Origin of the sequence: Nonomuraea sp. NPDC049141 (assembly GCF_040648415.1) — a bacterium.
GTDB lineage: Bacteria > Actinomycetota > Actinomycetes > Streptosporangiales > Streptosporangiaceae > Nonomuraea.
This window is the reverse complement of sequence record NZ_JBEZDR010000004.1, coordinates 16937-37083: the sequence shown is the minus strand read 5'-3', so window position 1 is coordinate 37083 and position 20147 is coordinate 16937. Positions and strand designations below refer to the sequence as shown.

Sequence of the window (20147 nt, the reverse complement as noted above, 5' to 3'; positions counted from 1 at the left end):
AAACGGGCAATAACCCCTCGGAGTCAGATCGTCGACTTCCGGGGGGGGAAGAGACATGACGGATGGACACCCGCACAAGACCGCCCGTGACCTGATGAGCGAGGGCGCGGAGTGCATCCCCGCGCACGAGACGCTCGACCGGGCCGCGCAGATGATGCGTGACAGCCACGTGGGAGCGCTGCCGGTCTGCGTCGAAGACCGCGTGACCGGGATCATCACCGACCGCGACATCGTGGTCAAGTGCGTGGCCGAAGGGCGTGACCCGGCCCACATGCGGGCCGGCGACCTGGTGGTCGGGCTGGTCTGGGTACCGGTCGACGCCACGGTCGAGGAGGCGCTGCAGCGCATGGAGCAGCACCAGATCAAGCGGCTGCCGGTGATGGAGGGCAACCGGATCGTGGGCATGATCTCCGAGGCCGACCTGGCCAAGCACCTGCCCGACGACCAGCTGGCCGAGTTCGTGCACCGCGTCTACGGGGGCGCCTGACCGCCTGGCCGGGGAGACCACCGCCCCGCCACACTGATCGTGCGGCGGGGCGGCTCGCGTTCGGTCGCGGTGGTGCGGGTCAGGCGTGGTGGCAGTGCACGAGGCCCGCGATCTCCTCGGCGGCGCCGGCCCCGTAGGCGGCGGCGAACCGCTCCACGAATGCCTTCTGCCCCAGCTCGTACTCCTGGCCGCCGACCCGCTCCAGGACGTGCGTGGCGGTCAGGTTGCCGAGCTGGCCGCAGCGCTCCAGCGACAGGTCCCAGGCCAGACCGGACAGGAAGCCGGCCCGGAAGGCGTCGCCGACGCCGGTCGGGTCGGCCTTGCCCACCTCCGGCGCGGGCGCGACCTGGATGGACGGCTCGCCCGCGCGGTCGATGACGGCGCCCTTGGGGCCGAGCGTGGTGACGCGGACGCCCACCCGGTCCAGGATCTCGGCGTCGGACCAGCCGGTCTTCTGCTCGATGAGCCCCTTCTCGTAGTCGTTCGAGAACAGGTAGGCGGCCCCGTCGACGAGGTCGCGGATCTGCTCGTCGCCCATGCGCGCGAGCTGCTGCGAGGGGTCGGCGGCGAACGGGATGCCGCGCTGGCGGCACTCGTCGGTGTGACGCAGCATGGCGTCGGGGTCGTTCGGGCTGATCAGCACCAGGTCGAGCCCGCCCACGCGGTCGGAGACGGGCCGCAGCTCGATGAGCCGCGCCTCTGCCATCGCGCCGGTGTAGAACGAGGCGATCTGGTTGTGGTGCTCGTCCGTGGTGCACAGGAAGCGAGCCGTGTGGTGGTTCTCGGAGACGTGCACGGAGTCGCAGTCCACGCCGTGGCGCTCCAGCCACGAGCGGTAGTCGGCGAAGTCGGAGCCGACCGCGCCCACGAGGATCGGGGTGAGCCCCAGGCACCCCATGCCGAAGGCGATGTTCGCCGCGCACCCACCGCGGCGGATCTGCAGGTCGTCGACCAAGAACGAGAGTGACACCCGATCAAGCTGCTCGGCGATGAGCTGTTCGCCGAAGCTTCCTGGGAAGGTCATCAGATGGTCGGTCGCGATGGAGCCGGTGACGGCGATGCGCACGGGATTCTTCTTCCTCGTTGTCAGCAAGCCAATAAGCCCAAACGAGGATACGCGAGGACGGACGCGAAGGTCCCGCACGCACGAATGCGAGCGGGACCTCACCCACTCCGAACTAGTTGATGACTAGTTGAAGGAGTCGCCACAGGCACAGGAGCCGGTGGCGTTGGGGTTGTCGATGGTGAAGCCCTGCTTCTCGATCGTGTCGACGAAGTCGATGGAGGCGCCCAGCAGGTAGGGGGCGCTCATCCGGTCGGTGACCACGCTGACGCCGCCGAAGTCGGTAACCACGTCGCCGTCCATCGAACGGTCATCGAAGAAGAGCTGGTAACGGAGACCGGAGCAACCACCCGGCTGCACGGCCACGCGCAGCTGCAAGCCCTCTTCGCCCTGCTGCTCGAGCAGAGCCTTGACCTTGGCGGCGGCCGCGTCAGTCAGGATCAGGCCCTGCGTCGTGGTCTCGTTGCTCTCAACCGTCATCTGCTGACTCCCTAACCCGGCTGTCTGTTTACGACGTCCTACTAAGACGCTACCAACACATCCCCGGTGCTACACATTCCCAGCCCCCCGGACCCCCGGAATAAGCGCGGCGCCCCATATGTCATGATGAGTATCGTCAGTTCGACGATAAGGGGGTATGGCCATGGCCACCCAGACTGGGCTGCCGCTCTTCGTTCTCGGCCGGGACGCCGATCCACACAGCGAGAAGGGGGTCGACTGTCCTGGTGAGCTGCCGCCCGCCTCCGATCCGGACCTGGTGGAGCGGGCGCGCAAGGCGAAGGAGGCGCTCGGTGACCGGCTGTTCGTGCTGGGCCACCATTACCAGCGTGACGAGGTCATCCAGTTCGCCGACGTCACCGGCGACTCCTTCAAACTGGCGCGGCAGGCCGCGGCCAGGCCGGAGGCGGAGTTCATCGTCTTCTGCGGCGTGCACTTCATGGCCGAGTCCGCCGACATCCTGACCGGTGAGACGCAGAAGGTGATCCTGCCCGACCTGGCGGCGGGCTGCTCGATGGCGGACATGGCCACCTTCGACCAGGTCGAGGAGTGCTGGGAGGCCCTGGAGGACGCCGGTCTCGCCGATCAGGTGATTCCCGTCACGTACATGAACTCCAGCGCCGACATCAAGGCGTTCTGCGGCCGGAACGGCGGCGCGGTCTGCACCTCCTCCAACGCCAAGCGGGCCCTCGACTGGGCCTTCGAGAAGGGTGAGAAGGTGCTGTTCCTGCCCGACCAGCACCTCGGCCGCAACACCGCGGTGCTGGAGATGGGCATGTCCCTGGACGACTGCGTCGTCTGGAACCCCCACCGCCCGAACGGCGGCCTCACCCAGGAGCAGCTCGACCGCGCGCGGATGATCCTGTGGAAGGGCCACTGCTCGGTGCACGGCCGCTTCACGGCCGAGTCCGTCGATGACGTACGGCGCCGCATCCCGGGCGTCAACGTGCTCGTCCACCCGGAGTGCAAGCACGAGGTGGTGCTCAAGGCGGACCACGTCGGCTCGACCGAGCACATCATCAAGACGCTGGAGGCGGCCCCGGCGGGTTCGAGCTGGGCGATCGGCACCGAGCTGAACCTGGTCAAGCGGCTCGCCGTGATGTTCCCCGACAAGAACGTCTCGTTCCTCGACAAGACGGTCTGCTACTGCTCGACCATGAACCGGATCGACCTGCCGCACCTGGTGTGGGCGCTGGAGTCGCTGGCGCTCGGGGAGGTCGTCAACCAGATCACGGTCGACGACGACACCGCCCACTGGGCCAGGGTCGCCCTCGACCGCATGCTGGCCCTCCCCTAACGCGGCTGGTCACCGAAGGCGTAGACGACCCGGACACCGATCGACAAGGTCTGGTGTCCGGGGCTGATCGACGCGTTCTCGTCCGCCGCGAGCGTGGCGAACGCCAGCGGCTTCGGCCCGCTCCTCAGCTCCTCGGTCACCGAGACGACCCGGCCCAGCGGGCGCCCGGCCAGTTCGGCGTACTGGGCGGCCTTGGCGGCGGCGTCGCGGAACGCCCGTACCCTCGCCTCCGCCAGCGCCCCGGCGGGGTCGGACAGCTCGAACGAGACGCCGTTCAGCCGCGCCTCCTCACCCACCGCCGCCACGGTGTCGATCACCCGGTCGGCCCGCGCCAGGTCGCGGACCAGCGCCTCGACGCCCTGCGCGGCCCTGTAGGCGGCCACCTTGGGGTAGACCTCGTACTCGGGGCCGAGGGACAGCTCGCTGGTGCGCAGGTCCTCAGGGGCGATACCGGCCCCTTTCAGCGCCTCCATGAGCCGGGCGGCGGCGGCCCGGACGGTCGCGAAGGCTTCGGCGGCCGAGGTCCTGCGTACCTCGACGCCCGTGTTCAGTCGCATGACGTCGGGCGCGGCCGAGACCGCGCCCTCGCCGGCGACGGCGATCCGCTCGTGCTCCGTTTCCACGCGTACCCCCTTGGGTCCGTAGGATCGGCGGGTTCGTCAGGGCGTCCCGCGGCTGTAGCGCAGGCCCATGTTGTCGAACTCGGCCCGCTTCGCCGCGGTGGCCAGCACTCTGCTGATCTGCCCCTTCAGATCGATGACAACCGCCTCGTAACCGGCGCCCTTGGTCCGCCACACGGCCAGGTGCTGGTCATCCCACCAGCCGATGAGCCGGTTGGAGGCGAAGGGGATGGTGACGGGCGTGCCGCCGCCCGTCGTGGGCCTGGCGCAGAGGGTGTCACCCGCAGGGCCGCAGTGCGACAGGAACAGCCCGCCCGACGGGGAGACGTCGTCGCCCTCCACCCAGACGGGCGAGCCCGCGCCGGTCAGCGTGCGCAGCACGTTGCCGTCCAGGTCGTAGAACTTCATCCGGCCGCCCACCCACGTGCCGACGGCCTGCCCGTCGGCGTCCCAGAAGAAGCGCCACTCGCCCGCGCCCTTCTCCTTGACCTCGTAGACCTTGCCGGTGCCCCGCTCGACGTCGATGACGCCGTAGCCGTACTCGACGCTCTTGCCACCCGTGTCCTTGAAAAGCGTCACCAGGCCGAGCTTGCCGTCCGGTGACCAGCGCGGCGTCGTCGGGAACACCGGCTTGACGCTGAGCTTCACCGTGCGCCTGGCGCCGGTCCGGTGGTCGATGATCGACACGAGGGCGTAGCCGTCGCTGCTGTAGTCGACGTCGGTGGCGAGCGCCCGGGTGCCGTCGGCGGCCAGCGCGTACTCGAAGTAGCGGCTGTTGAGCGTGAAGTCGTCGGACGCGGCCCGCCTGACGTAGACGCGCTTGCCGCTGTCCAGGCTGTAGGCGGCCAGTTTGATCGGGTCGGAGCCGTTCTCGCGGATCTCGACGGAACTGCCGGGCAGCGCGATCGTCCGGGTGGTCTGGTTCGTGCTGGACGTGGGGGTGGAGCTTGGCGTCGGGGTCGGGCTTGGTGTCGGTGTCGGTGTCGGCGAGTTATCCGTTTTGTTCGTGTTGTCGGGCGTCGACGAGGGGGTGGCGATCGGGTCGGGCAGGGAGGCGAGCCGTACCGCGACGATGGTGCCCACCGTGGCCAGCACGAGCGTGCAGGCGACCGCCGTGGCGACGATCCACCCGGTGCCCCGCCTGCCGCCTGTCCGGGTGGGCGGCAGTGGGAGTTGCTGCTGGTAGAACGGGGGTGGAGGAGGCTGCTGGTACGTCTGCCGCATCGGCCCCGAGCTCCCCGGAGCGTACGCCTGTGGAGGCGTCCAGCCCGGCGGAGGTGCGGAGCCGTACCGAGGAATCGAGCCCATTTCCGGCCCCGAGGGGACGGGGCCCGAGATCACCGGCGGGACCGGACCCGAGGCGGCCACGGCCGTGCCCTGGTGCAGGAGGCCGGGCGAGGCGCCGCCGGGCCCGTGGCCGAGCAGCCGCATCAGCGCCTGGCTCGCCGTCGGCCGCCGCGCCGGATCCTTGGCCAGGCAGTCCGTCACCAGCGAGCGCAGCGCCGGATCCTCGATCGGCGTCACGTCGGCATCGTGGTGAATGATCCGATTGACCACCGCAGCCAGACTGTCCTGCCCGAACGGCGGCTGCCCCGAAGCGGCGAACAGCAGCGTGCACGCCCACGCGAACATGTCCGACTGAGGCCCGGGAGCCGCCTCCGTGAGCTGTTCGGGCGCCATGAACGACGGCGTCCCGATGGCAGCGGCCGTCAACGACGAGGTCAGGTCGAGCGCCCTGGCGATGCCGAAGTCGATCACCCGGGGCCCGTCGGAGGCCAGCACCACGTTCGACGGCTTGAAGTCGCGGTGCACGATGCCCGCCTGGTGGATGGCGACGAGCGCGGTGACCGTACCGATGGCCAGCCGGTGCAGCGACGTCCCCGAGCGCGGCCCGTCCGTGCGCACCACCTCGTCGAGCGTCGGCCCGTCGATGTACTCGCTGACGATGTACGGCAGGCGGCCGAACAGCCCCGTCTCGATGACCTGGGCGGTGCAGAAGGGTGCGACCCGCCGCGCCATCGCCACCTCGCGGACGAACCGCTCCGACGCCTCGTGGTCCCCCGCCAGGTCCGCGCGGAGTAACTTCACCGCGACCCGGGCGCCGTTGGCGGCGGTCGCAAGGTAGACGGTCCCCTGGCCGCCCTCGCCCAGCCGCCCCGACAAGGTGTACTCCCCCACCGACGCGGGATCCCCTGGCCGAAGGGCCGCGAGGTCCGGCATTGTGCAACCCCCATATATGGCGTCTTTTCCGCCATTCTGGTGGGTTGCGCCGCCCCCCGTCAGCCCATCAGGGCACGCACCTCCTGAAACACCTCCTCCGGCCACCCGACCGCCCGGACCGGACCGGCGGCTCGGGAAGGGCGCTTGGTGGTCGGGGCGGCGGCGAGAGGGTCGGTCGAGCGGGCGACAGCCGAGGGCGGTCAGCCGGCGGAGCCGGTTTCACGATCGCGGCGGACGGCGTCGGCGATCGGGGCGGAGGCGTCGAGGTGGATGCGGCGGGCCGAGGCGGTCAGGTGGACGAGGTCGGCGTTCAGCTCGGCGGTCAGCCGCTTCTGGCCGCGCGCTCTCCCGCGCGAGCTGATCACCGTCACAGGCACGTCGGGGAAGGCGTGCCGGGCTCTGACGCGGTGCAGGTCGGCGGCCATGTCGTGCCGGGCGAACCACTCCCCCGCCGCCGCGGCGAGCACCCGCCCGGTACGGTACGCGCGCCCGTGGTCAGGCAAGCCCCTGACCAGCCGATGGACGACCGGACCCGCCAATAGGGCGAGCGCGGTGGCCCCCCACGCGCCGCCCAGCGCGGGCAGCCACGGACCGACCGCCCGGCCGAACGACGCGGCGCGACGGCGGCGGTCGGCGCGGCTCGGGTCGACGAGCACCAGCCGGGACACGCACATCGGATGCAGCCGGACGAACGCCTCCGCGTGCCAGGCGGCCACCGAATGGGCGACCACGATGACCTGTCCGGGATGGGCGGGGGCCAGGGCGGCCAGGCGGGCGGCCTCGCCGTACAGGGTGGGCGGGGCCGGCGAGGCGGAGCTGCGGCCGAGACCGGGCCGGTCGAAGCGGACCACCCGATGGCTCCGCGCCAGCTCGGCGGCCACCCGATCCCAGTGGAACCACGCACCGCCCAGCCCCGCGCTGATGAGCACCACCGGCCCCTCCCCCTGAACGACCACGTGCGCCCCCGAACCGCCGAAGAGCAAACCACCCGAACCCGGGCCGCCGTCGACCGGGTCATCGGCCACCAGCAGCCGGAGTGCGACGTACACGAGCCACATCGCCGTGAGCGTCGCCTGCGCGCGCTGCGCCACCCCCGCCAGGTAACCGCCCGCGATGGCCGCCAGTGTCAGCGCGGTGGCGCCCAGGGCGGCGCCGGTGATGAGCCAGGCGCCGTACGCGTTCCAGCACCGGCTCAGCAGGGCCATCGCGGCCAGCACGGCGACCGTGGCCAGGACGCCGGTCACGACGTGGACGTGGTGGGAGAGGGACAGCGGGATGAGTTCGCAGACCGGATCGCCGAGCGCGGCGCAGTCGAGCGGGAACAGCCCGCCGGCGATCACGAGGACGCCGAAGGCCGCCAGCGCGAGCCAGCCGGACCACTCGCGCCGCACCCGGTACGTCACCGCCACGCCGAGCACGATCGCCAGGCCCGACAGCACGTCGCTGGTCCTGAACAGGCGCGTCGACGGCTGGTCGCGGGCCGCCAGCTCGCCGACAAGGCCGTCGGTCCTGTCGACCAGCGGGCTGGTGAACTGGCCGGGCATCCACGCGCTGTACAGCACGGCCGCCACGACGAACGCGGTGGCCGCGAGCACCAGCAGTCTTCGCTCCACGTGATCATTAGATCACCCGGTGCGATCAGAGCCCGGGGGCACTCCATACCGGGAACCACCGGCTGAGATCCTGCTCCAGCGGCAGCTCGCCCTCCAGCGCGCCCCTGGCCTGGAGTTCCAGCGCGTTGTCGCGGTGCTGGCCGGACAGTGGTGCGAAGGGGTAGAACGTGCCTCGTTTGTACAGGTAGACGACCGCCAGCCGCCGGCCGTCACGGTCGGCGAACGACACCAGCGAGCAGAGCAGCGAGGGGCCGAACCCGGCGCCCTCCATGGTGGAATTGACCGCGTGGAGCTCGGTGACCAGGTCACTGATGTCGTCGGGCGAACGGCGCACCAGGAGCCAGGTGTAGCCGTAACTGTCGGAGGACTTGTCGACGCGGTCGCCGAGCAGTTCGTGTACGTCGCGTTCGAGCGTGGCGAACGCGCCGCCCTCCGCCGCGCGGAAGCACACCGAGCCGAGACCGGTGGGGCCGAGACCGGTGGCGGCCTGCAGCGTCACCGCCGCGGACGGCAGCGCGAACAGCGCGTCGAGGTTGGGTTGTACCGGCTTCGACCGGCCTAGCAGGGTGTCGAGCCAGCCCATGCGGTTTAGCCCCTTCCGAGCTGGGCGGAGATCCTGGCCAGTTGCTCCAGGCGGCGCTCCAGCGGTGGGTGGGTGGAGAACAAGTTGGCGATGGAGGTGCCCTTGGCCAGCGCGGGGGCGAAGTAGAAGGCGTTGAACGGCTCCGCCTCGCGCAGGTCGCGGCTGGGGATCCTGGCCATGTCGCCGGTGACCTTGGTCAGCGCGCTGGCCAGGGCCGAGGGTCGCTGGGTGAGCAGCGCGCCCGCCCGGTCCGCGGCCAGTTCGCGGTAGCGCGACAGGGCGCGGGTGAGCAGGAAGCTGATCGCGTACACGACGATCGAGACGAGCATGATGATCAGCCCGATCGGCACCCCGCCGTTGTTGTCGCGGCTGCGGCCCAGCCCGGTGTACAGGGCGAATCTGGTCATCAGCCCGGCGACGATGCCGAGGAACGAGGCGATCGTCATGACCGCGACGTCGCGGTGGGCGACGTGCGACAGCTCATGTGCCAGCACGCCTTCCAGCTCCTGGGGCTCCAGGCGGCGCAGGATGCCCGTCGTCACGCAGAGGACGGAATTGCGCTGGTTGCGGCCGGTGGCGAAGGCGTTGGGGACATCGGAATCCGCTATCGCCACCCGCGGCTTGGGCATGTCGGCCATGGCGCACAGCCGGTCGACCATGCCGTGCAGCTCGGGAGCCTCTTGCGGTGAGACCTCGCGGCCGTGCATCGCGAACAGCGCGATGCGATCGGACAGGAAGTACTGCACGAGCAGCAGGCCCCCGGCGAACACCAGCACGACCAGAGCCTGTACGCCCACGGCGATCAGGACGCCCACGAAGGCCACGTAGAGCAGCCCGAGCAGGAACATCGTCACGACCATACGGCTGGTCAGGCCGCGGTCGGGCGCGAACCGCGTGCTGCTCACGGCTAGCCCGGAATGAGACCCTGGTCGCCCAGCATCTCCCGGACCTCCTCGATCGAGGCGTCCGCGGGGGGAAGGATCAGCTCTGACGGCTCAAGGCTGTCGTCGGGAAGCGACTTGCCCACGTGGCGGACCTTGTCGAGCAGGGCGTGCAGCTTGACCCGGAAGCTCGCCTCGTCGCCGGACTCGATGGCCGACTCGAGCTCGCTGTCGAGCTCGTTCAGCACCGAGATGTCCTCGGCCGAGATCTCGACCTGCCCCTCGCCCATGATTCTGACGATCATGCGCCCTCCCCAGGCTGGCGCAACTGCTGCGTCTGCGACTGAGGCTGCTGCTGCGGCGCGGCCTGCTGACCGCCCTGCCCCGGCTCGATGGCGCTCTTGGGCGCGGGACCCTGGCCGAGCTCGGCCTTCATCCGGGCCAGCTCCAGCTCCACGTCCATGCCGCCGCCCATGCGGTCGAGCTCGGCCTGGATGTCGTCGGTGCGGGAGCCGCTGTAGTCGTCGAGCGCGCCGCTGGCGAGCAGCTCGTCGATGGCGCCGGCGCGGGCCTGCATCTGCGCGGTCTTGTCCTCGGCCCGCTGGATCGCGAGACCGACGTCGCCCATCTCCTCGGAGATGCCGGAGAAGGCCTCGTTGATGCGCGTCTGCGCCTCGGCCGCGGTATAGGTCGCCTTGATCGTCTCCTTCTTCGTACGGAAGGAGTCGACCTTGGCCTGCAGCCGCTGGGAAGCCGTGGTGAGCTTCTCCTCCTCGGCCTGCAGGTTGTCATGCTGGATCTTCAGGTCGGCCATCTGCGACTGCAGATTGGACCGACGCTGCAGGGCCTCACGGGCCAGGTCCTCGCGCCCGACGGACAGCGCCTTGCGGCCCTGCTCCTCGTAACGCCTGGCCTGCTGTTCAAGACCGTTGACCTGCAACTCCACCCGCTTGCGCGAAGTGGCGACGTCCGCCACGCCTCGGCGCACCTTCTGCAGCAACTCAAGTTGCCGCTGATAGGAGTAGTCGAGGGTCTCGCGCGGATCCTCCATTTTGTCCAGGGCCTTGTTGGCCTTGGACTTGAAGATCATCGAAAGTCTCTTCATCACGCTCATGCGCGTCGGCCGTCCCCTTCTTAGGTCGTGCTGGTGTTCACCCAGTGCAGCGCAGCCGCCTTGGGATTACCCTACGCATAACGCACGGGGGCGTCACTAAGTTGCCGTCCAGGTAGGGTTGACGTTGTGTTGCGACGCCGTTCCCAAACCTCCGTGGACGACACCCCCGTCCCCATTGACGATCCTAAGCCCCAGGGCAAGGGTCGTCCCACACCCAAGCGCCGGGACGCGGAAGGTAGACGGCGCCAGCCGGTCACCGCGCCCAAGGACCGCAAAGAGGCCTATAAGCAGGCCCGGGCCAAGCAGAACTCCGAGCGCGAGCGGGCCCGGCAGGGCATGCTCGCGGGCGACGAGCGCTATTTCCCGGCCCGCGACAAGGGCCCGGCGCGTAAGTTCGCGCGCGAGTGGGTCGACTCGCGGCGGCTGCCGAGCCAGTACTTCCTGCCGTTCTCGCTGGTGATCCTGCTGGCGACCTGGATCCCGTGGCCGGCCGACATCAGGCCGCTGGTGCTGAGCTATGTGATCACGATCGGCTGGCCGATCATGATGATCGGCGTGCTCTTCACCTCGATCTTCGTGGCCTGGCGGGTCAAGAAGCTGGTGGCGGAGAAGTATCCCAAGGAGAGCCTGCGTGGCGTCGGCTTCTACGCCGCGATGCGGGCCCTGCAGATCCGCAAGCTGCGCTTCCCGCCGCCCACGGTGCTGCCGGGCGGCAAGCCGGTGCCGCCGAAGAAGTGACGCCGTCTCAGCCGGCCCTCTCCCAGCGCAGTTTCCCGCGCACCACGCGCGGCCGCGTGCCGTCGACCGTCCCGCCCTGCTCCAGGGCGTCGGCGGTGGCGCGCAGCAGCGCGTCATAGGAGGGCAGGGCCGACGTGCTCAACATGCCCTCCTGCGCCACGTCCCACGACAGGGATCCCCCTTCCGAGTCGATGAGGCCGTAGCCCTCGTCATAGCGGTCCTGGAACGGGATCAGCACGCCGGAGAACTCCGCCCCGGGCTCGGGCCCCAGATTGGTGGGATCCTCCTGGCACATCTGCCGCCAGGCGTCGCGGATCTGCCTGGTCGACAGCTGCGCACCGTACCCGAGGCCGAAGCCCTTCGCACCGTTGTGGCGCAGGAGTGAGGCGCGCAGGCTGTCGGGGAAGTCCACACCCATCTGCGACTCGGCGACGGCGATCGTCCCGGCCCGGCCCGGACGGCCCAGCGTCGCGTACGTCTTGGGCGCCTCGGCCTTGAGCCACCGTTCGATGCGCCGCCACTGCCGGTCGACCGACCGTCTCACCTGCGGGTCCAGCGGCCGGACGGTGACCGGGCGCCGCTCGGGGTGACAGGCCGGATCGGGTACGGCGGGCGGAGGCGTCCAGGACACGTAGTCGGGAGTGGCCTCGGGGTCGGCGGCCATGGCCGACTGCCTCACAGAGTCGCGAGCCAGCTGTCCGAGAGCGTCCTCCTCCCGGTCATGGATCGGCATGCCCATGAGGGCGAACACCCCGAAGACGACCGCGGTCAGCGCGCCCACTCCGAACAGCGCCGCCGTCGGCCGCCCCTTCCCGCGTACCGCGTAACGGGCCAGATCCGCCCTGGTCGGGCGGCCCAGGATGGGCTCGGGGCCGGTCGGCTCCGGTTCCGTCTCCGTCCTTTGGGCTCTGCGGCGCAGCCGTACCGCTATCGCGGTCAGTATGGCCGCGGTCAGCGCCAACCGTACGAGCTTCAGCACGTCGCGCACCCTATCCCGAAATAGATCACCCCATGAGACCGCCTAAGGTCGGATCTATGGAATTCCGTACCCTTGGTCGCAGCGGTCTCAAGGTCAGCGAGATCAGCTACGGCAACTGGCTCACCCATGGCTCCCAAGTCGAGGAGGACGCCGCCAAGCAGTGTGTGCAGGCGGCGCTCGACGAAGGCATCACCACGTTCGACACTGCCGATGTCTATGCCGGCACCAAGGCCGAATCGGTGCTCGGCAGGGCGCTGAAGGGCGTACGCAGGGAGTCGCTGGAGATCTTCACCAAGGTCTACTGGCCGACCGGCCCCGGACGGAACGACCGCGGCCTGTCCCGCAAGCACATCACCGAGTCCATCCACGGGTCGCTGCGGCGGCTGCAGACCGACTACGTCGATCTGTACCAGGCGCACCGCTTCGACTACGAGACGCCGCTGGAGGAGACGCTCAAGACCTTCGACGATCTCGTACGGCAGGGCAAGGTCCTCTACCTCGGCGTCAGCGAGTGGACGGCCGACCAGATCGCCCAGGCGCTGAAGATCGCCGACGACATGGGCTTCGGCCGGATCGTGTCGAACCAGCCGCAGTACTCGGCGCTCTGGCGGGTCATCGAGCCGGAGATCGTGCCGCTCAGTGAGCGCGAGGGCGTCAGCCAGATCGTCTGGTCGCCCATCGCGCAGGGCGTACTGACCGGCAAGTACCTGCCCGGCCAGGCCCCGCCGGAGGGCTCCAGGGCGACCGACACCGCCGGCGGCGCCGACATGATCTCCCGCTTCATGAACGACGACGTGCTCGGCCGCGTACAGGAGCTCAAGCCGATCGCCGCCGACCTGGGCCTGACCATGGCGCAGCTGGCGGTCGCCTGGGTGCTGCAGAACCCGAACGTCGCCAGCGCCATCGTCGGCGCCTCCCGCCCCGAGCAGGTGCGCGACAACGTCAAGGCGGTCGGCGTCAAGCTCGACTCCGGCGTGCTGGAGCGGATCGACACCGTTCTCGGCCCGGTGATCGAGCGTGACCCCGCCAAGACGGCAAGCCCGCCGAAGCGCCCATAACACCCCGGGCGGCAAAAACCCCTTGAGCGACAATGACGCTCAAGGGGTTTTTCATTTCTCCTGGACTCACTCCGGACGCAATGACAATCCCGTGTATTCGACCCGGTCCTCGTCGAGCAGCGCCACCTGCTCGACGCCGGATTCCAGCAGCTCACCCCAGTTCTCGCCAAGCCAGGACTCCGCGTCCGCCTGGCTCGGAAAAACTTCGCGCGGCAAAGGGCGATCCGTCACCTCACCACCGTTTGCATTTTCATAACGCCACCGCCATGTCATGCCATACGCTCCTTCTCCGCGGGTTCGCCGACGCACCCTCCGACGGCACTGGAACCCTACTCCCGAGCTTGGAGGTCGATCGATGCCGCGCGCATGTCGTGTGGTGGCGGGCGTCGTCTTTGTACGCTCAACCCGGTGAAACTCTTTCTCGCCGGTACAGCGGCCGGCACCGGCTGGCCGGAGCCGGGCTGCCCGTGCGCCTCGTGCGCCGGTCTCCCCTCCGGCCATCGCCGGCCGTTCGAGCTCGTGGTCGACGGTGTGGTGCGCTTCCCGTTCGACGACGTGCCGCGCGGCTACCGGATCCTCGCCGGCGGTCACGGCCTGGAGGGTCCCGACGGCACCCGCCTGCTGTACGCGGCCCAGGACACGACGGCGACCCCGGACGCGCCGTACGACGTCGTGCTGGTCGAGCCGCTCGATCGGCCCGAGCGGATCGGGCTCCTCCGGCGGGCGGGGCTGGCAGGCGACCGTACCCAGGTGGTGGCCGTCGGGCTGGATCACCGGGTCAGGTCCCAGGAGGAGCTGGCACGGCGGCTCGCCTTGTGGCGCGTGCGGGCCGTACCGGACGGAACGACGCTCGACACCGCCCTCCCCGCGTCGCCCGCTCCGGAACAGCCGAGGCGGGCCCTGCTGCTGGGCGGTTCCCGATCGGGCAAGTCGGCCGAGGCCGAGCTGCGGCTGGCCGCCGACCCGTATGTCACCTATGTCGCCACCGGCTCGCGTGGCGAAGGCGACGGCGAGTGGGCGGCGCGGGTTTGGGCCCACCGGGAGCGGCGGCCCGCCCACTGGGTGACGGTGGAGACCACCGACCTGGCGGGGACGATCCGCGCGGCCACGACGCCGCTGCTGATCGACGGGCTGGGAACGTGGCTGGCGGCGGTGTTCGACGAGCACGGCGCCTGGGACGGCGACCGGGCGCCGGTGGATGAGCGCTGCGAGGAGCTGGTGGCGGCGTGGCGGGGAACGAGCCGGCGCCTCGTGGCCGTGTCGGACGAGGTGGGCATGGGGGTGGTGCCCGCGACGGCCAGCGGGCGGGCGTTCAGGGACGCGCTGGGGCGGCTCAACGAACGCCTCGCCGCCGAGTCAGAAGACGTCGCCCTCGTCGTCGCCGGACGCCTCCTGCGCCTGTGACGCCCCCTGCGCCCCGCTGGGCCTAGTGGCGGATGGCTCTGGCGTACCAGCGGCCGTCCATGCGGTCGACGTGCAGGGAGCGGCCGAAGCAGTCGGACAGGTTCGCCGGTGTGAGGACGTCCGTGACCGGGCCGGCCGCCAGGACGCGCGCTTCACGCATGAGCATGGCGTGCGTGGTCGTGGCGGGCACCTCCTCCAGGCGGTGGGTCACCGTCACCGTGGTGAGCACCGGCCTGGTCATCGCCAGGTCCTCCACCGTCTCGATGAGGTCCTCACGGGCCGGCAGGTCGAGGCCGGCGAACGGCTCGTCGAGCAGCAGCACCGCCGGGTCCGACATGAGTGACCTGGCCACCCTGATCCTGGCCCGCTCGCCCTGGGAGCACACCCGGAACAGGCGGTCGGCCAGATCCTTGCAGCCCACGTCCCCCAGCAGTCGCAGCGCGCGATCCCGCTCGGCCTCGCCGTAGCGGTCCCAGAGGGGGGCGCTGGTGCCCGTGTGGCCGGTGAGCACCACGGTGAGGGCGGTGGCGCCTTCCTCCTCCAGGAGTTCCTCGTCGATCAGCCGCTGGCTGGAGGCCACCAGGCCGATGTGGCGCCGCAGCGAACGCACGTCGGCCCGGCCGAGCCGGTGGCCGAGGATGCTGGCCGTACCCTCTGTGGGGTGCCGTATCGCGGCGGCCAGCGAGAGCAGCGTCGTCTTGCCCGCACCGTTGGGCCCGAGCACGGCCCAGTGCTCGCCGTACTCCACTCGCCAGTCGACCGCACTCAGCAGCGACTTGCCGGCGACCCGGACTCCTACGCCTTCGAGTTCAACAACGTGCATCCGGCCACCCTAGTGGCCGCCCCCGACCGCGATCAGCCTCCGCTGGTGAGGTGCATTTCTATTTTTTACGGCCAGCCCGGTGAGCCCCACCCGCCATACGGGGCCGGCGTCTGTCCAGGGGCACGCTCCCCCGGTTTACGGGGCTGGGCCCCGTAACGTGCGTCTTCTTGGCCCCGGTCCGTGGGCATGCCGACAACCGTGGGGGGAATTGGAGTGATGGACGGGATGCGGTTCGCGATCGGGACGCTGAGTGTCTTTCCGGTCCGGGTGACACGCGTCGATCGTGTGGTCGCGGGGCGGGCGATGGTGCTGGCTCCGGTCCTTGGGCTGGTGCTAGGACTGGTGAGCTGCTGGCCGTTGCTGCTGCCCGGGCCGCCGTTGCTGGGTGCTGCGCTCGCGGTGGGGCTGCTGGCCGTGCTGACGCGTGGACTGCATCTGGACGGGCTGGCGGATCTCGCGGACGGGCTGGGCAGTGGGAAACCTGCCCCTCAGGCGCTCGACATCATGAAAAAGTCGGATATTGGGCCGTTTGGTGTGATGGCGCTGGTGCTGGTGCTGGTCGTCCAGGTGGCCGCCTTGTCCGGGCTCGGGCCGGCCGCCCTGGTGACCGCCTGCGTGACCGGCCGGTTGGCGCTCACCTGGGCCTGCCGGTCAGCCGTCCCCGCCGCCCGTCCCGACGGGCTCGGGGCGCTGGTCGCGGGCACGGTACGCCCAGGCGCCGCCTGGGCGGCCACCGCCACGGCCCTGGCGGCGGCCGCGGCCCTGGGGTCGGCGGCCGACCACGGACTCGGCTCGGTGGCGGGGCACCGGCTGATCTATGTGCTCCCTCTCGGTGTGGTCGCCGGGCTCGGGGCGGCGCTGCTCCTGCTCCGCCATGCCAGACGGCGTCTGGGCGGCGTCACGGGTGACGTGCTGGGCGCGCTCGTCGAGACCGCCACGGCCGCCACACTCACCGTCTGCGCCCTGTTCGGCTGACCGGCGCCGCCTGTCGTACCGAAGAACCTCACGCCCCCACGGGAGGCCGCTCGGCGATCAGCGCGTTGATCAGGGCCGCACCCCGCTCGGCGTCGTCGACGCTCACGGCGAGCTGTCCGCCGGAGCGGTAGCGGATGATCAGGCACTCGCCACCCCGGAGCATGATGGTGGCGCTGCCCGGCAGCCCGCGTATGCCCCAGCCCCCGACCTGGCTCGGATACCGCACCTCGGACCACGCCGCCCAGGTCACGCACCACACGCCCACGCTCATGAGGAGATAGGAGGTGAACGACATCTCGCCGTCGGACATGAGGCCCCGCCGCCAGTGCGTGGCCAGCGGTTCGGGCAGCCGGTCGCGCAGCGCCAGCGGAGCCGCGACCAGCGCGGCGCTGACGATCAGCCCCCACGCGGCGACGGCGAATCGGGGGATCATGGCAGTTCCTCCAGCATCGTGATGAGGTCTTCGCGGCGGTAGCCGAGCCTCATGGCCTCTTCCAGGAGTTCGCGGGCCCGCTGCAGGAGCAGTGCCCGCCCGTCGGCGCGGCCCGCGACACTGACGCCGCGCCCCCGCCGGAACTCCAGCAACCCCTCGTCGCGCAGGTCACGCAGGGCGCGCAGCACCGTGTTGGGATTGATGCCGAGCGCCTCGGCCAGGTCGCGGGCGGGTGGCAGCCGGTCGCCCGGCGCGTACGAGCCCTCGCCGATGGCACGGCGGATCGCACCGGCCACCTGCTCGTGCAGGGGACGCGCATCATTGAGGTCCAGAGTCAGCAACATGGTGCTAATGACACTAGCACCAAGGCTTCATGTTTGGGCATCGGAGATTGGTGGGATGAACCCCTGTTTGTGAGTACCTCGAAACCCTGGATAGCATCGGTTTACGTGACCACTGTGCGGCTGAACTCAGCAGATCCAGTCTCTTTCGACACCGACGCGCTGATCGTCGGGTTCCGGTCCGGCCCCGAAGGCCCTCGCCCTGCTACGGACGCCGAGTCTCTCGACGCGGCCTTCGGCGGCAGGCTCGCCGCCTCGCTCACCGCCATCGGCTTCTCCGGCAAGCCCGGAGAGCTCGCCAAGGTGCCCGTGTTCGGCGCTCTCGCCGCTCCGCTGCTGGTCGCGGTGGGTCTCGGTGACTCCGCCGACGCCGAGGCACTGCGCCGCGCCGCGGGTGCCGCCGTACGCTCCCTCGCCGGTACGGCCCGCGCCGCCCTGGTCCTGCCCACCGAATCGGCCGAAGAGGCCGAGGCCGTGGCGCTGGGCGCGCTGCTGGGCGCGTACGGTTTCTCCCGCTACCGCACGAACGGCGAGTCGAAGGAGCCCGTGGGCGACCTCACCGTGCTCTCGAGCGACGGGTCCGACGAGATCGCCGGACGCGCCACCGTGCTGGCAGAGTCGGTCACACTCGTCCGCGACCTGGTCAACACGCCGCCCTCCGACCTGTGGCCGGCCAAGTTCGCCGAGATCGCCGAGCAGCGTGGCGGCGAGGCCGGGCTGACCGTCGAGGTGCTAGACGACAAGCAGCTCAAGGACGGCGGCTACGGCGGCCTCATCGGCGTCGGCCAGGGCTCGGCCAACCCGCCACGCCTGGTCCGCCTCTCCTACAGCCACCCCGAGGCCACCAAGACGCTGGCGTTCGTGGGCAAGGGCATCACGTTCGACTCCGGAGGCCTGTCGCTCAAGCCGTCGGCCTCCATGGACTGGATGAAGTCCGACATGGGCGGCGCGGGCGCGGTCCTGGGCGCCCTGATCGGCATCGCCCGGCTCGCCCCGCAGGTGAACGTCGTCGGCTACCTCTGCCTGGCCGAGAACCTCCCCAGCGGCACCGCGCAGCGCCCCTCCGACGTCATCCACAGCTACAGCGGCAAGACGGTCGAGGTGCTCGACACCGACGCCGAAGGCCGCCTGGTCCTCATGGACGGCATCGCGCGCGCCGCCGAGGACTCCCCCGACCTGATCGTCGACGTGGCCACCCTCACCGGCGCGCAGATCGTCGCGCTCGGCTGGCGCACGGCCGGCGTGATGGCCAACGACGACGCGGTGCGCGAGCTGGTCGTCGAGGTGGCGGGCGCCGCGGGCGAGGGCGCCTGGGGCATGCCACTGCCGGAGGAACTGCGTAAGGGCCTCGACTCCCCGATCGCGGACATCGCCAACCTCCAGCCCGAGCGCTGGGGCAGCATGCTGGCCGCGGGCATTTTCCTCAAGGAGTTCGTGCCGGACGGGGTGCGCTGGGCGCACATCGACATGGCCGGACCCGCGTTCAACAAGGGCGAGCCACACGGCTACACGCCGAAGGGCGGCACGGGGGCCATCACCCGCACGCTCATCGGACTGGCCGAGCGGCACGCGAGCATCTGAAACAAATGAAAAGATGACGGCATCACGAACACCCCGACAAGGAGCCTGACTGTGGCCTACGACATCGTCGTCCTGGGAGGCGGCAGCGGCGGATACGCCTGCGCGCTACGGGCGGCTGAGCTGGGCAAGACGGTCGCCCTGATCGAGAAGGACAAGATCGGCGGCACCTGCCTGCACAGGGGATGCATCCCCACCAAGGCCTTGCTGCACTCGGCCGAGGTCGCCGACGAGACCCGCGAGAGCGAGGCGTTCGGCGTCAAGGCGCGTTTCGACGGCATCGACGTGCCGGGCGTCCACGCGTTCAAGGACAAGATCGTCACCCGTGCCTGGAAGGGCGTGCAGGGCCTGCTCAAGGGCGCCGGCGTGACGATCGTCGAAGGCGAGGGCCACCTGGTCGGATCACACCGGATCCAGGTGGGCTCCGAGGTGTACGAGGGCCGCAACATCGTCCTGGCCACCGGTTCCGCGCCCAAGACGCTGCCCGGGCTGGAGATCGACGGTGAGCGCGTGATCACCAGCGAGCACACCCTGAAGATGGACCGCGTGCCCGCCTCGGTGATCGTGCTGGGCGGCGGCGTCATCGGCGTCGAGCTGGCCAGCGTCTACCGCTCCTTCGGCGCCGAGGTCACGATCGTCGAGGCGCTGCCCCACCTGCTGCCGACCGAGGAGGAGTCGAGCTCCAAGCTGCTGGAGCGCGCCTTCCGCCGCCGCGGCATCAAGTACGAGCTGGGCGTCTTCTTCGAGGGCGTCAAGACCACCGACACCGGCGTGGTCGTCACGCTCGCCAACGGCAAGACCCTCGACGCCGAGCTGCTGCTGGTCGCGGTCGGCCGCGGCGCCGTCTCGGCCGGGATGGGCTTCGAGGAGCAGGGCATCAGGGTCGAGCGCGGCGCGGTCGTGGTCGACGAGCACTGCCAGACCTCGGTCGCCGGCGTCTACGCGATCGGTGACCTGATCCCGACCCTCCAGCTGGCCCACGCCGGGTTCGCCGAGGGCATCATGGTGGCCGAGCACATCGCCGGGCTCAACCCGCCCGCCATCGACTACGCGGGCGTGCCGCGGATCACCTACTCCGACCCCGAGGTCGCCTCGGTCGGCATCACGTCCGCGCAGGCCGCCGAGCGCGGCATCGAGATCGTCGAACAGGTCTACGACCTCGCGGGCAACCCCAAGAGCCAGATCCTCGGCACCGCGGGCGCCGTCAAGGTCATCGCCCAGAAGGACGGACCCGTCGTGGGCGTTCACATGGTGGGCCGCCGCATCGGCGAACTCGTGACCGAGGGTCAGCTCATCTACAACTGGGAGGCTCTGCCCGCAGAGGTCGCCCAGCTCATCCACGCGCACCCGACCCAGTCCGAGGCAGTCGGTGAGGCGATGCTGGCCCTGGCCGGCAAGCCGTTGCACGTACACAACTAGTCCAAGCCCTCGAGATCAGAACG

The 20147-nt window shown here is 70.3% G+C and carries 22 protein-coding genes; 8 read left to right on the top strand and 14 right to left on the bottom strand.

Annotation, left to right across the window (positions count from 1 at the left end; genetic code table 11):
• Positions 1-55 precede the first annotated feature (55 nt).
• Positions 56-487 carry a CBS domain-containing protein gene (locus AB0B91_RS12425; RefSeq protein WP_358318382.1) on the top strand — a complete coding sequence of 144 codons (432 nt, stop codon included), beginning with the start codon at positions 56-58 and terminating at the stop codon, positions 485-487.
• A 79-nt stretch (positions 488-566) separates the two neighbouring features.
• On the opposite strand, the gene AB0B91_RS12420 is transcribed toward AB0B91_RS12425, so the two are convergent.
• Positions 567-1553, bottom strand: coding sequence for a carbohydrate kinase family protein (locus AB0B91_RS12420; RefSeq protein ID WP_358318381.1), 987 nt, complete (start codon positions 1551-1553; stop codon positions 567-569).
• Between the two features lie 123 nt (positions 1554-1676).
• Positions 1677-2030, bottom strand: coding sequence for an iron-sulfur cluster insertion protein ErpA (gene erpA, locus AB0B91_RS12415; protein ID WP_219532756.1), 354 nt, complete (start codon positions 2028-2030; stop codon positions 1677-1679).
• A gap of 157 nt (positions 2031-2187) precedes the next feature.
• On the opposite strand from erpA, the gene nadA reads away from it, so the two are divergent.
• A complete protein-coding gene (nadA, locus tag AB0B91_RS12410; protein WP_358318380.1) occupies positions 2188-3345 on the top strand; it encodes a quinolinate synthase NadA in 1158 nt (385 codons plus the stop codon).
• Here nadA and AB0B91_RS12405 read toward each other — a convergent pair.
• The 7 genes from AB0B91_RS12405 to AB0B91_RS12375 form a co-directional block, all read right to left on the bottom strand.
• Positions 3342-3968 (bottom strand): SIMPL domain-containing protein, encoded by a 627-nt coding sequence (locus AB0B91_RS12405; RefSeq protein ID WP_358318379.1) that lies wholly within the window; start codon positions 3966-3968, stop codon positions 3342-3344. The genes nadA and AB0B91_RS12405 overlap by 4 nt on opposite strands.
• 36 nt (positions 3969-4004) lie before the next feature.
• Positions 4005-6185 (bottom strand): serine/threonine-protein kinase, encoded by a 2181-nt coding sequence (locus AB0B91_RS12400; protein WP_358318378.1) that lies wholly within the window; start codon positions 6183-6185, stop codon positions 4005-4007.
• Between the two features lie 200 nt (positions 6186-6385).
• Complete coding sequence (locus AB0B91_RS12395; RefSeq protein ID WP_358318377.1) at positions 6386-7798, bottom strand: alpha/beta fold hydrolase; 1413 nt, start codon at positions 7796-7798, stop codon at positions 6386-6388.
• A 25-nt stretch (positions 7799-7823) separates the two neighbouring features.
• Positions 7824-8381, bottom strand: a complete 558-nt coding sequence (locus tag AB0B91_RS12390; protein ID WP_358318376.1) for a hypothetical protein — start codon at positions 8379-8381, stop codon at positions 7824-7826.
• Between the two features lie 5 nt (positions 8382-8386).
• Positions 8387-9286 (bottom strand): zinc metalloprotease HtpX, encoded by a 900-nt coding sequence (htpX, locus tag AB0B91_RS12385; protein WP_358318375.1) that lies wholly within the window; start codon positions 9284-9286, stop codon positions 8387-8389.
• A gap of 2 nt (positions 9287-9288) precedes the next feature.
• Entirely contained in the window at positions 9289-9567 is a 279-nt protein-coding gene (locus AB0B91_RS12380; RefSeq protein ID WP_358318374.1) for a hypothetical protein, read from the bottom strand.
• Positions 9564-10376 (bottom strand): PspA/IM30 family protein, encoded by an 813-nt coding sequence (locus AB0B91_RS12375; RefSeq protein WP_358318373.1) that lies wholly within the window; start codon positions 10374-10376, stop codon positions 9564-9566. The genes AB0B91_RS12380 and AB0B91_RS12375 overlap by 4 nt, the downstream gene beginning before the upstream one ends.
• 153 nt (positions 10377-10529) lie before the next feature.
• Here AB0B91_RS12375 and AB0B91_RS12370 point away from each other — a divergent pair, with 153 nt between their 5' ends.
• Positions 10530-11114: a DUF3043 domain-containing protein gene (locus AB0B91_RS12370; RefSeq protein ID WP_358318372.1), complete on the top strand. Its 585-nt coding sequence runs from the start codon at positions 10530-10532 to the stop codon at positions 11112-11114.
• A gap of 7 nt (positions 11115-11121) precedes the next feature.
• Here the strand turns inward: AB0B91_RS12370 and AB0B91_RS12365 are convergent, their stop codons facing one another.
• The gene (locus tag AB0B91_RS12365; protein WP_358318371.1) at positions 11122-12093 is read right to left on the bottom strand and encodes an SMI1/KNR4 family protein; all 972 of its coding nucleotides are present in this window, start codon (positions 12091-12093) and stop codon (positions 11122-11124) included.
• A 56-nt stretch (positions 12094-12149) separates the two neighbouring features.
• Between AB0B91_RS12365 and AB0B91_RS12360 the strand changes: the two genes are divergently transcribed.
• On the top strand, positions 12150-13151 hold the full coding sequence (locus AB0B91_RS12360; RefSeq protein WP_358318370.1) for an aldo/keto reductase family protein: 1002 nt from the start codon (positions 12150-12152) through the stop codon (positions 13149-13151).
• Between the two features lie 66 nt (positions 13152-13217).
• Here AB0B91_RS12360 and AB0B91_RS12355 read toward each other — a convergent pair whose 3' ends face one another.
• On the bottom strand, positions 13218-13424 hold the full coding sequence (locus AB0B91_RS12355) for a hypothetical protein (protein WP_214637851.1): 207 nt from the start codon (positions 13422-13424) through the stop codon (positions 13218-13220).
• A 135-nt stretch (positions 13425-13559) separates the two neighbouring features.
• On the opposite strand from AB0B91_RS12355, the gene AB0B91_RS12350 reads away from it, so the two are divergent.
• Entirely contained in the window at positions 13560-14555 is a 996-nt protein-coding gene (locus AB0B91_RS12350) for a bifunctional adenosylcobinamide kinase/adenosylcobinamide-phosphate guanylyltransferase (RefSeq protein WP_358318369.1), read from the top strand.
• 22 nt (positions 14556-14577) lie between these two features.
• On the opposite strand, the gene AB0B91_RS12345 is transcribed toward AB0B91_RS12350, so the two are convergent.
• Positions 14578-15378 carry an ATP-binding cassette domain-containing protein gene (locus tag AB0B91_RS12345; RefSeq protein WP_358318368.1) on the bottom strand — a complete coding sequence of 267 codons (801 nt, stop codon included), beginning with the start codon at positions 15376-15378 and terminating at the stop codon, positions 14578-14580.
• Between the two features lie 216 nt (positions 15379-15594).
• Here AB0B91_RS12345 and AB0B91_RS12340 point away from each other — a divergent pair, with 216 nt between their 5' ends.
• Entirely contained in the window at positions 15595-16353 is a 759-nt protein-coding gene (locus AB0B91_RS12340) for an adenosylcobinamide-GDP ribazoletransferase (protein ID WP_358318367.1), read from the top strand.
• A 28-nt stretch (positions 16354-16381) separates the two neighbouring features.
• Here AB0B91_RS12340 and AB0B91_RS12335 read toward each other — a convergent pair whose 3' ends face one another.
• Positions 16382-16786 carry a hypothetical protein gene (locus AB0B91_RS12335; RefSeq protein ID WP_358318366.1) on the bottom strand — a complete coding sequence of 135 codons (405 nt, stop codon included), beginning with the start codon at positions 16784-16786 and terminating at the stop codon, positions 16382-16384.
• On the bottom strand, positions 16783-17130 hold the full coding sequence (locus AB0B91_RS12330; protein WP_214637855.1) for a GntR family transcriptional regulator: 348 nt from the start codon (positions 17128-17130) through the stop codon (positions 16783-16785). Before AB0B91_RS12330 ends, AB0B91_RS12335 begins: the two co-directional genes overlap by 4 nt.
• 105 nt (positions 17131-17235) lie before the next feature.
• Here AB0B91_RS12330 and AB0B91_RS12325 point away from each other — a divergent pair, with 105 nt between their 5' ends.
• Positions 17236-18708, top strand: coding sequence for a leucyl aminopeptidase (locus AB0B91_RS12325; RefSeq protein ID WP_358318365.1), 1473 nt, complete (start codon positions 17236-17238; stop codon positions 18706-18708).
• A 51-nt stretch (positions 18709-18759) separates the two neighbouring features.
• Positions 18760-20124, top strand: a complete 1365-nt coding sequence (gene lpdA / locus AB0B91_RS12320) for a dihydrolipoyl dehydrogenase (protein ID WP_358318364.1) — start codon at positions 18760-18762, stop codon at positions 20122-20124.
• The last annotated feature ends 23 nt before the right edge of the window (positions 20125-20147 follow it).

Bases quoted from the DNA above. Each gene is read 5' to 3' on its own strand.
- AB0B91_RS12425 (WP_358318382.1), top strand. From the start codon at position 56: ATGACGGATGGACACCCGCACAAGACCGCCCGTGACCTGATGAGCGAG.
- erpA (WP_219532756.1), bottom strand. From the start codon at position 2,030: ATGACGGTTGAGAGCAACGAGACCACGACGCAGGGCCTGATCCTGACT.
- nadA (WP_358318380.1), top strand. From the start codon at position 2,188: ATGGCCATGGCCACCCAGACTGGGCTGCCGCTCTTCGTTCTCGGCCGG.
- AB0B91_RS12400 (WP_358318378.1), bottom strand. From the start codon at position 6,185: ATGCCGGACCTCGCGGCCCTTCGGCCAGGGGATCCCGCGTCGGTGGGG.
- AB0B91_RS12390 (WP_358318376.1), bottom strand. From the start codon at position 8,381: ATGGGCTGGCTCGACACCCTGCTAGGCCGGTCGAAGCCGGTACAACCC.
- AB0B91_RS12380 (WP_358318374.1), bottom strand. From the start codon at position 9,567: ATGATCGTCAGAATCATGGGCGAGGGGCAGGTCGAGATCTCGGCCGAG.
- AB0B91_RS12375 (WP_358318373.1), bottom strand. From the start codon at position 10,376: ATGAGCGTGATGAAGAGACTTTCGATGATCTTCAAGTCCAAGGCCAAC.
- AB0B91_RS12360 (WP_358318370.1), top strand. From the start codon at position 12,150: ATGGAATTCCGTACCCTTGGTCGCAGCGGTCTCAAGGTCAGCGAGATC.
- AB0B91_RS12355 (WP_214637851.1), bottom strand. From the start codon at position 13,424: ATGACATGGCGGTGGCGTTATGAAAATGCAAACGGTGGTGAGGTGACG.
- AB0B91_RS12345 (WP_358318368.1), bottom strand. From the start codon at position 15,378: ATGCACGTTGTTGAACTCGAAGGCGTAGGAGTCCGGGTCGCCGGCAAG.
- AB0B91_RS12340 (WP_358318367.1), top strand. From the start codon at position 15,595: ATGGACGGGATGCGGTTCGCGATCGGGACGCTGAGTGTCTTTCCGGTC.
- AB0B91_RS12335 (WP_358318366.1), bottom strand. From the start codon at position 16,786: ATGATCCCCCGATTCGCCGTCGCCGCGTGGGGGCTGATCGTCAGCGCC.
- AB0B91_RS12330 (WP_214637855.1), bottom strand. From the start codon at position 17,130: ATGTTGCTGACTCTGGACCTCAATGATGCGCGTCCCCTGCACGAGCAG.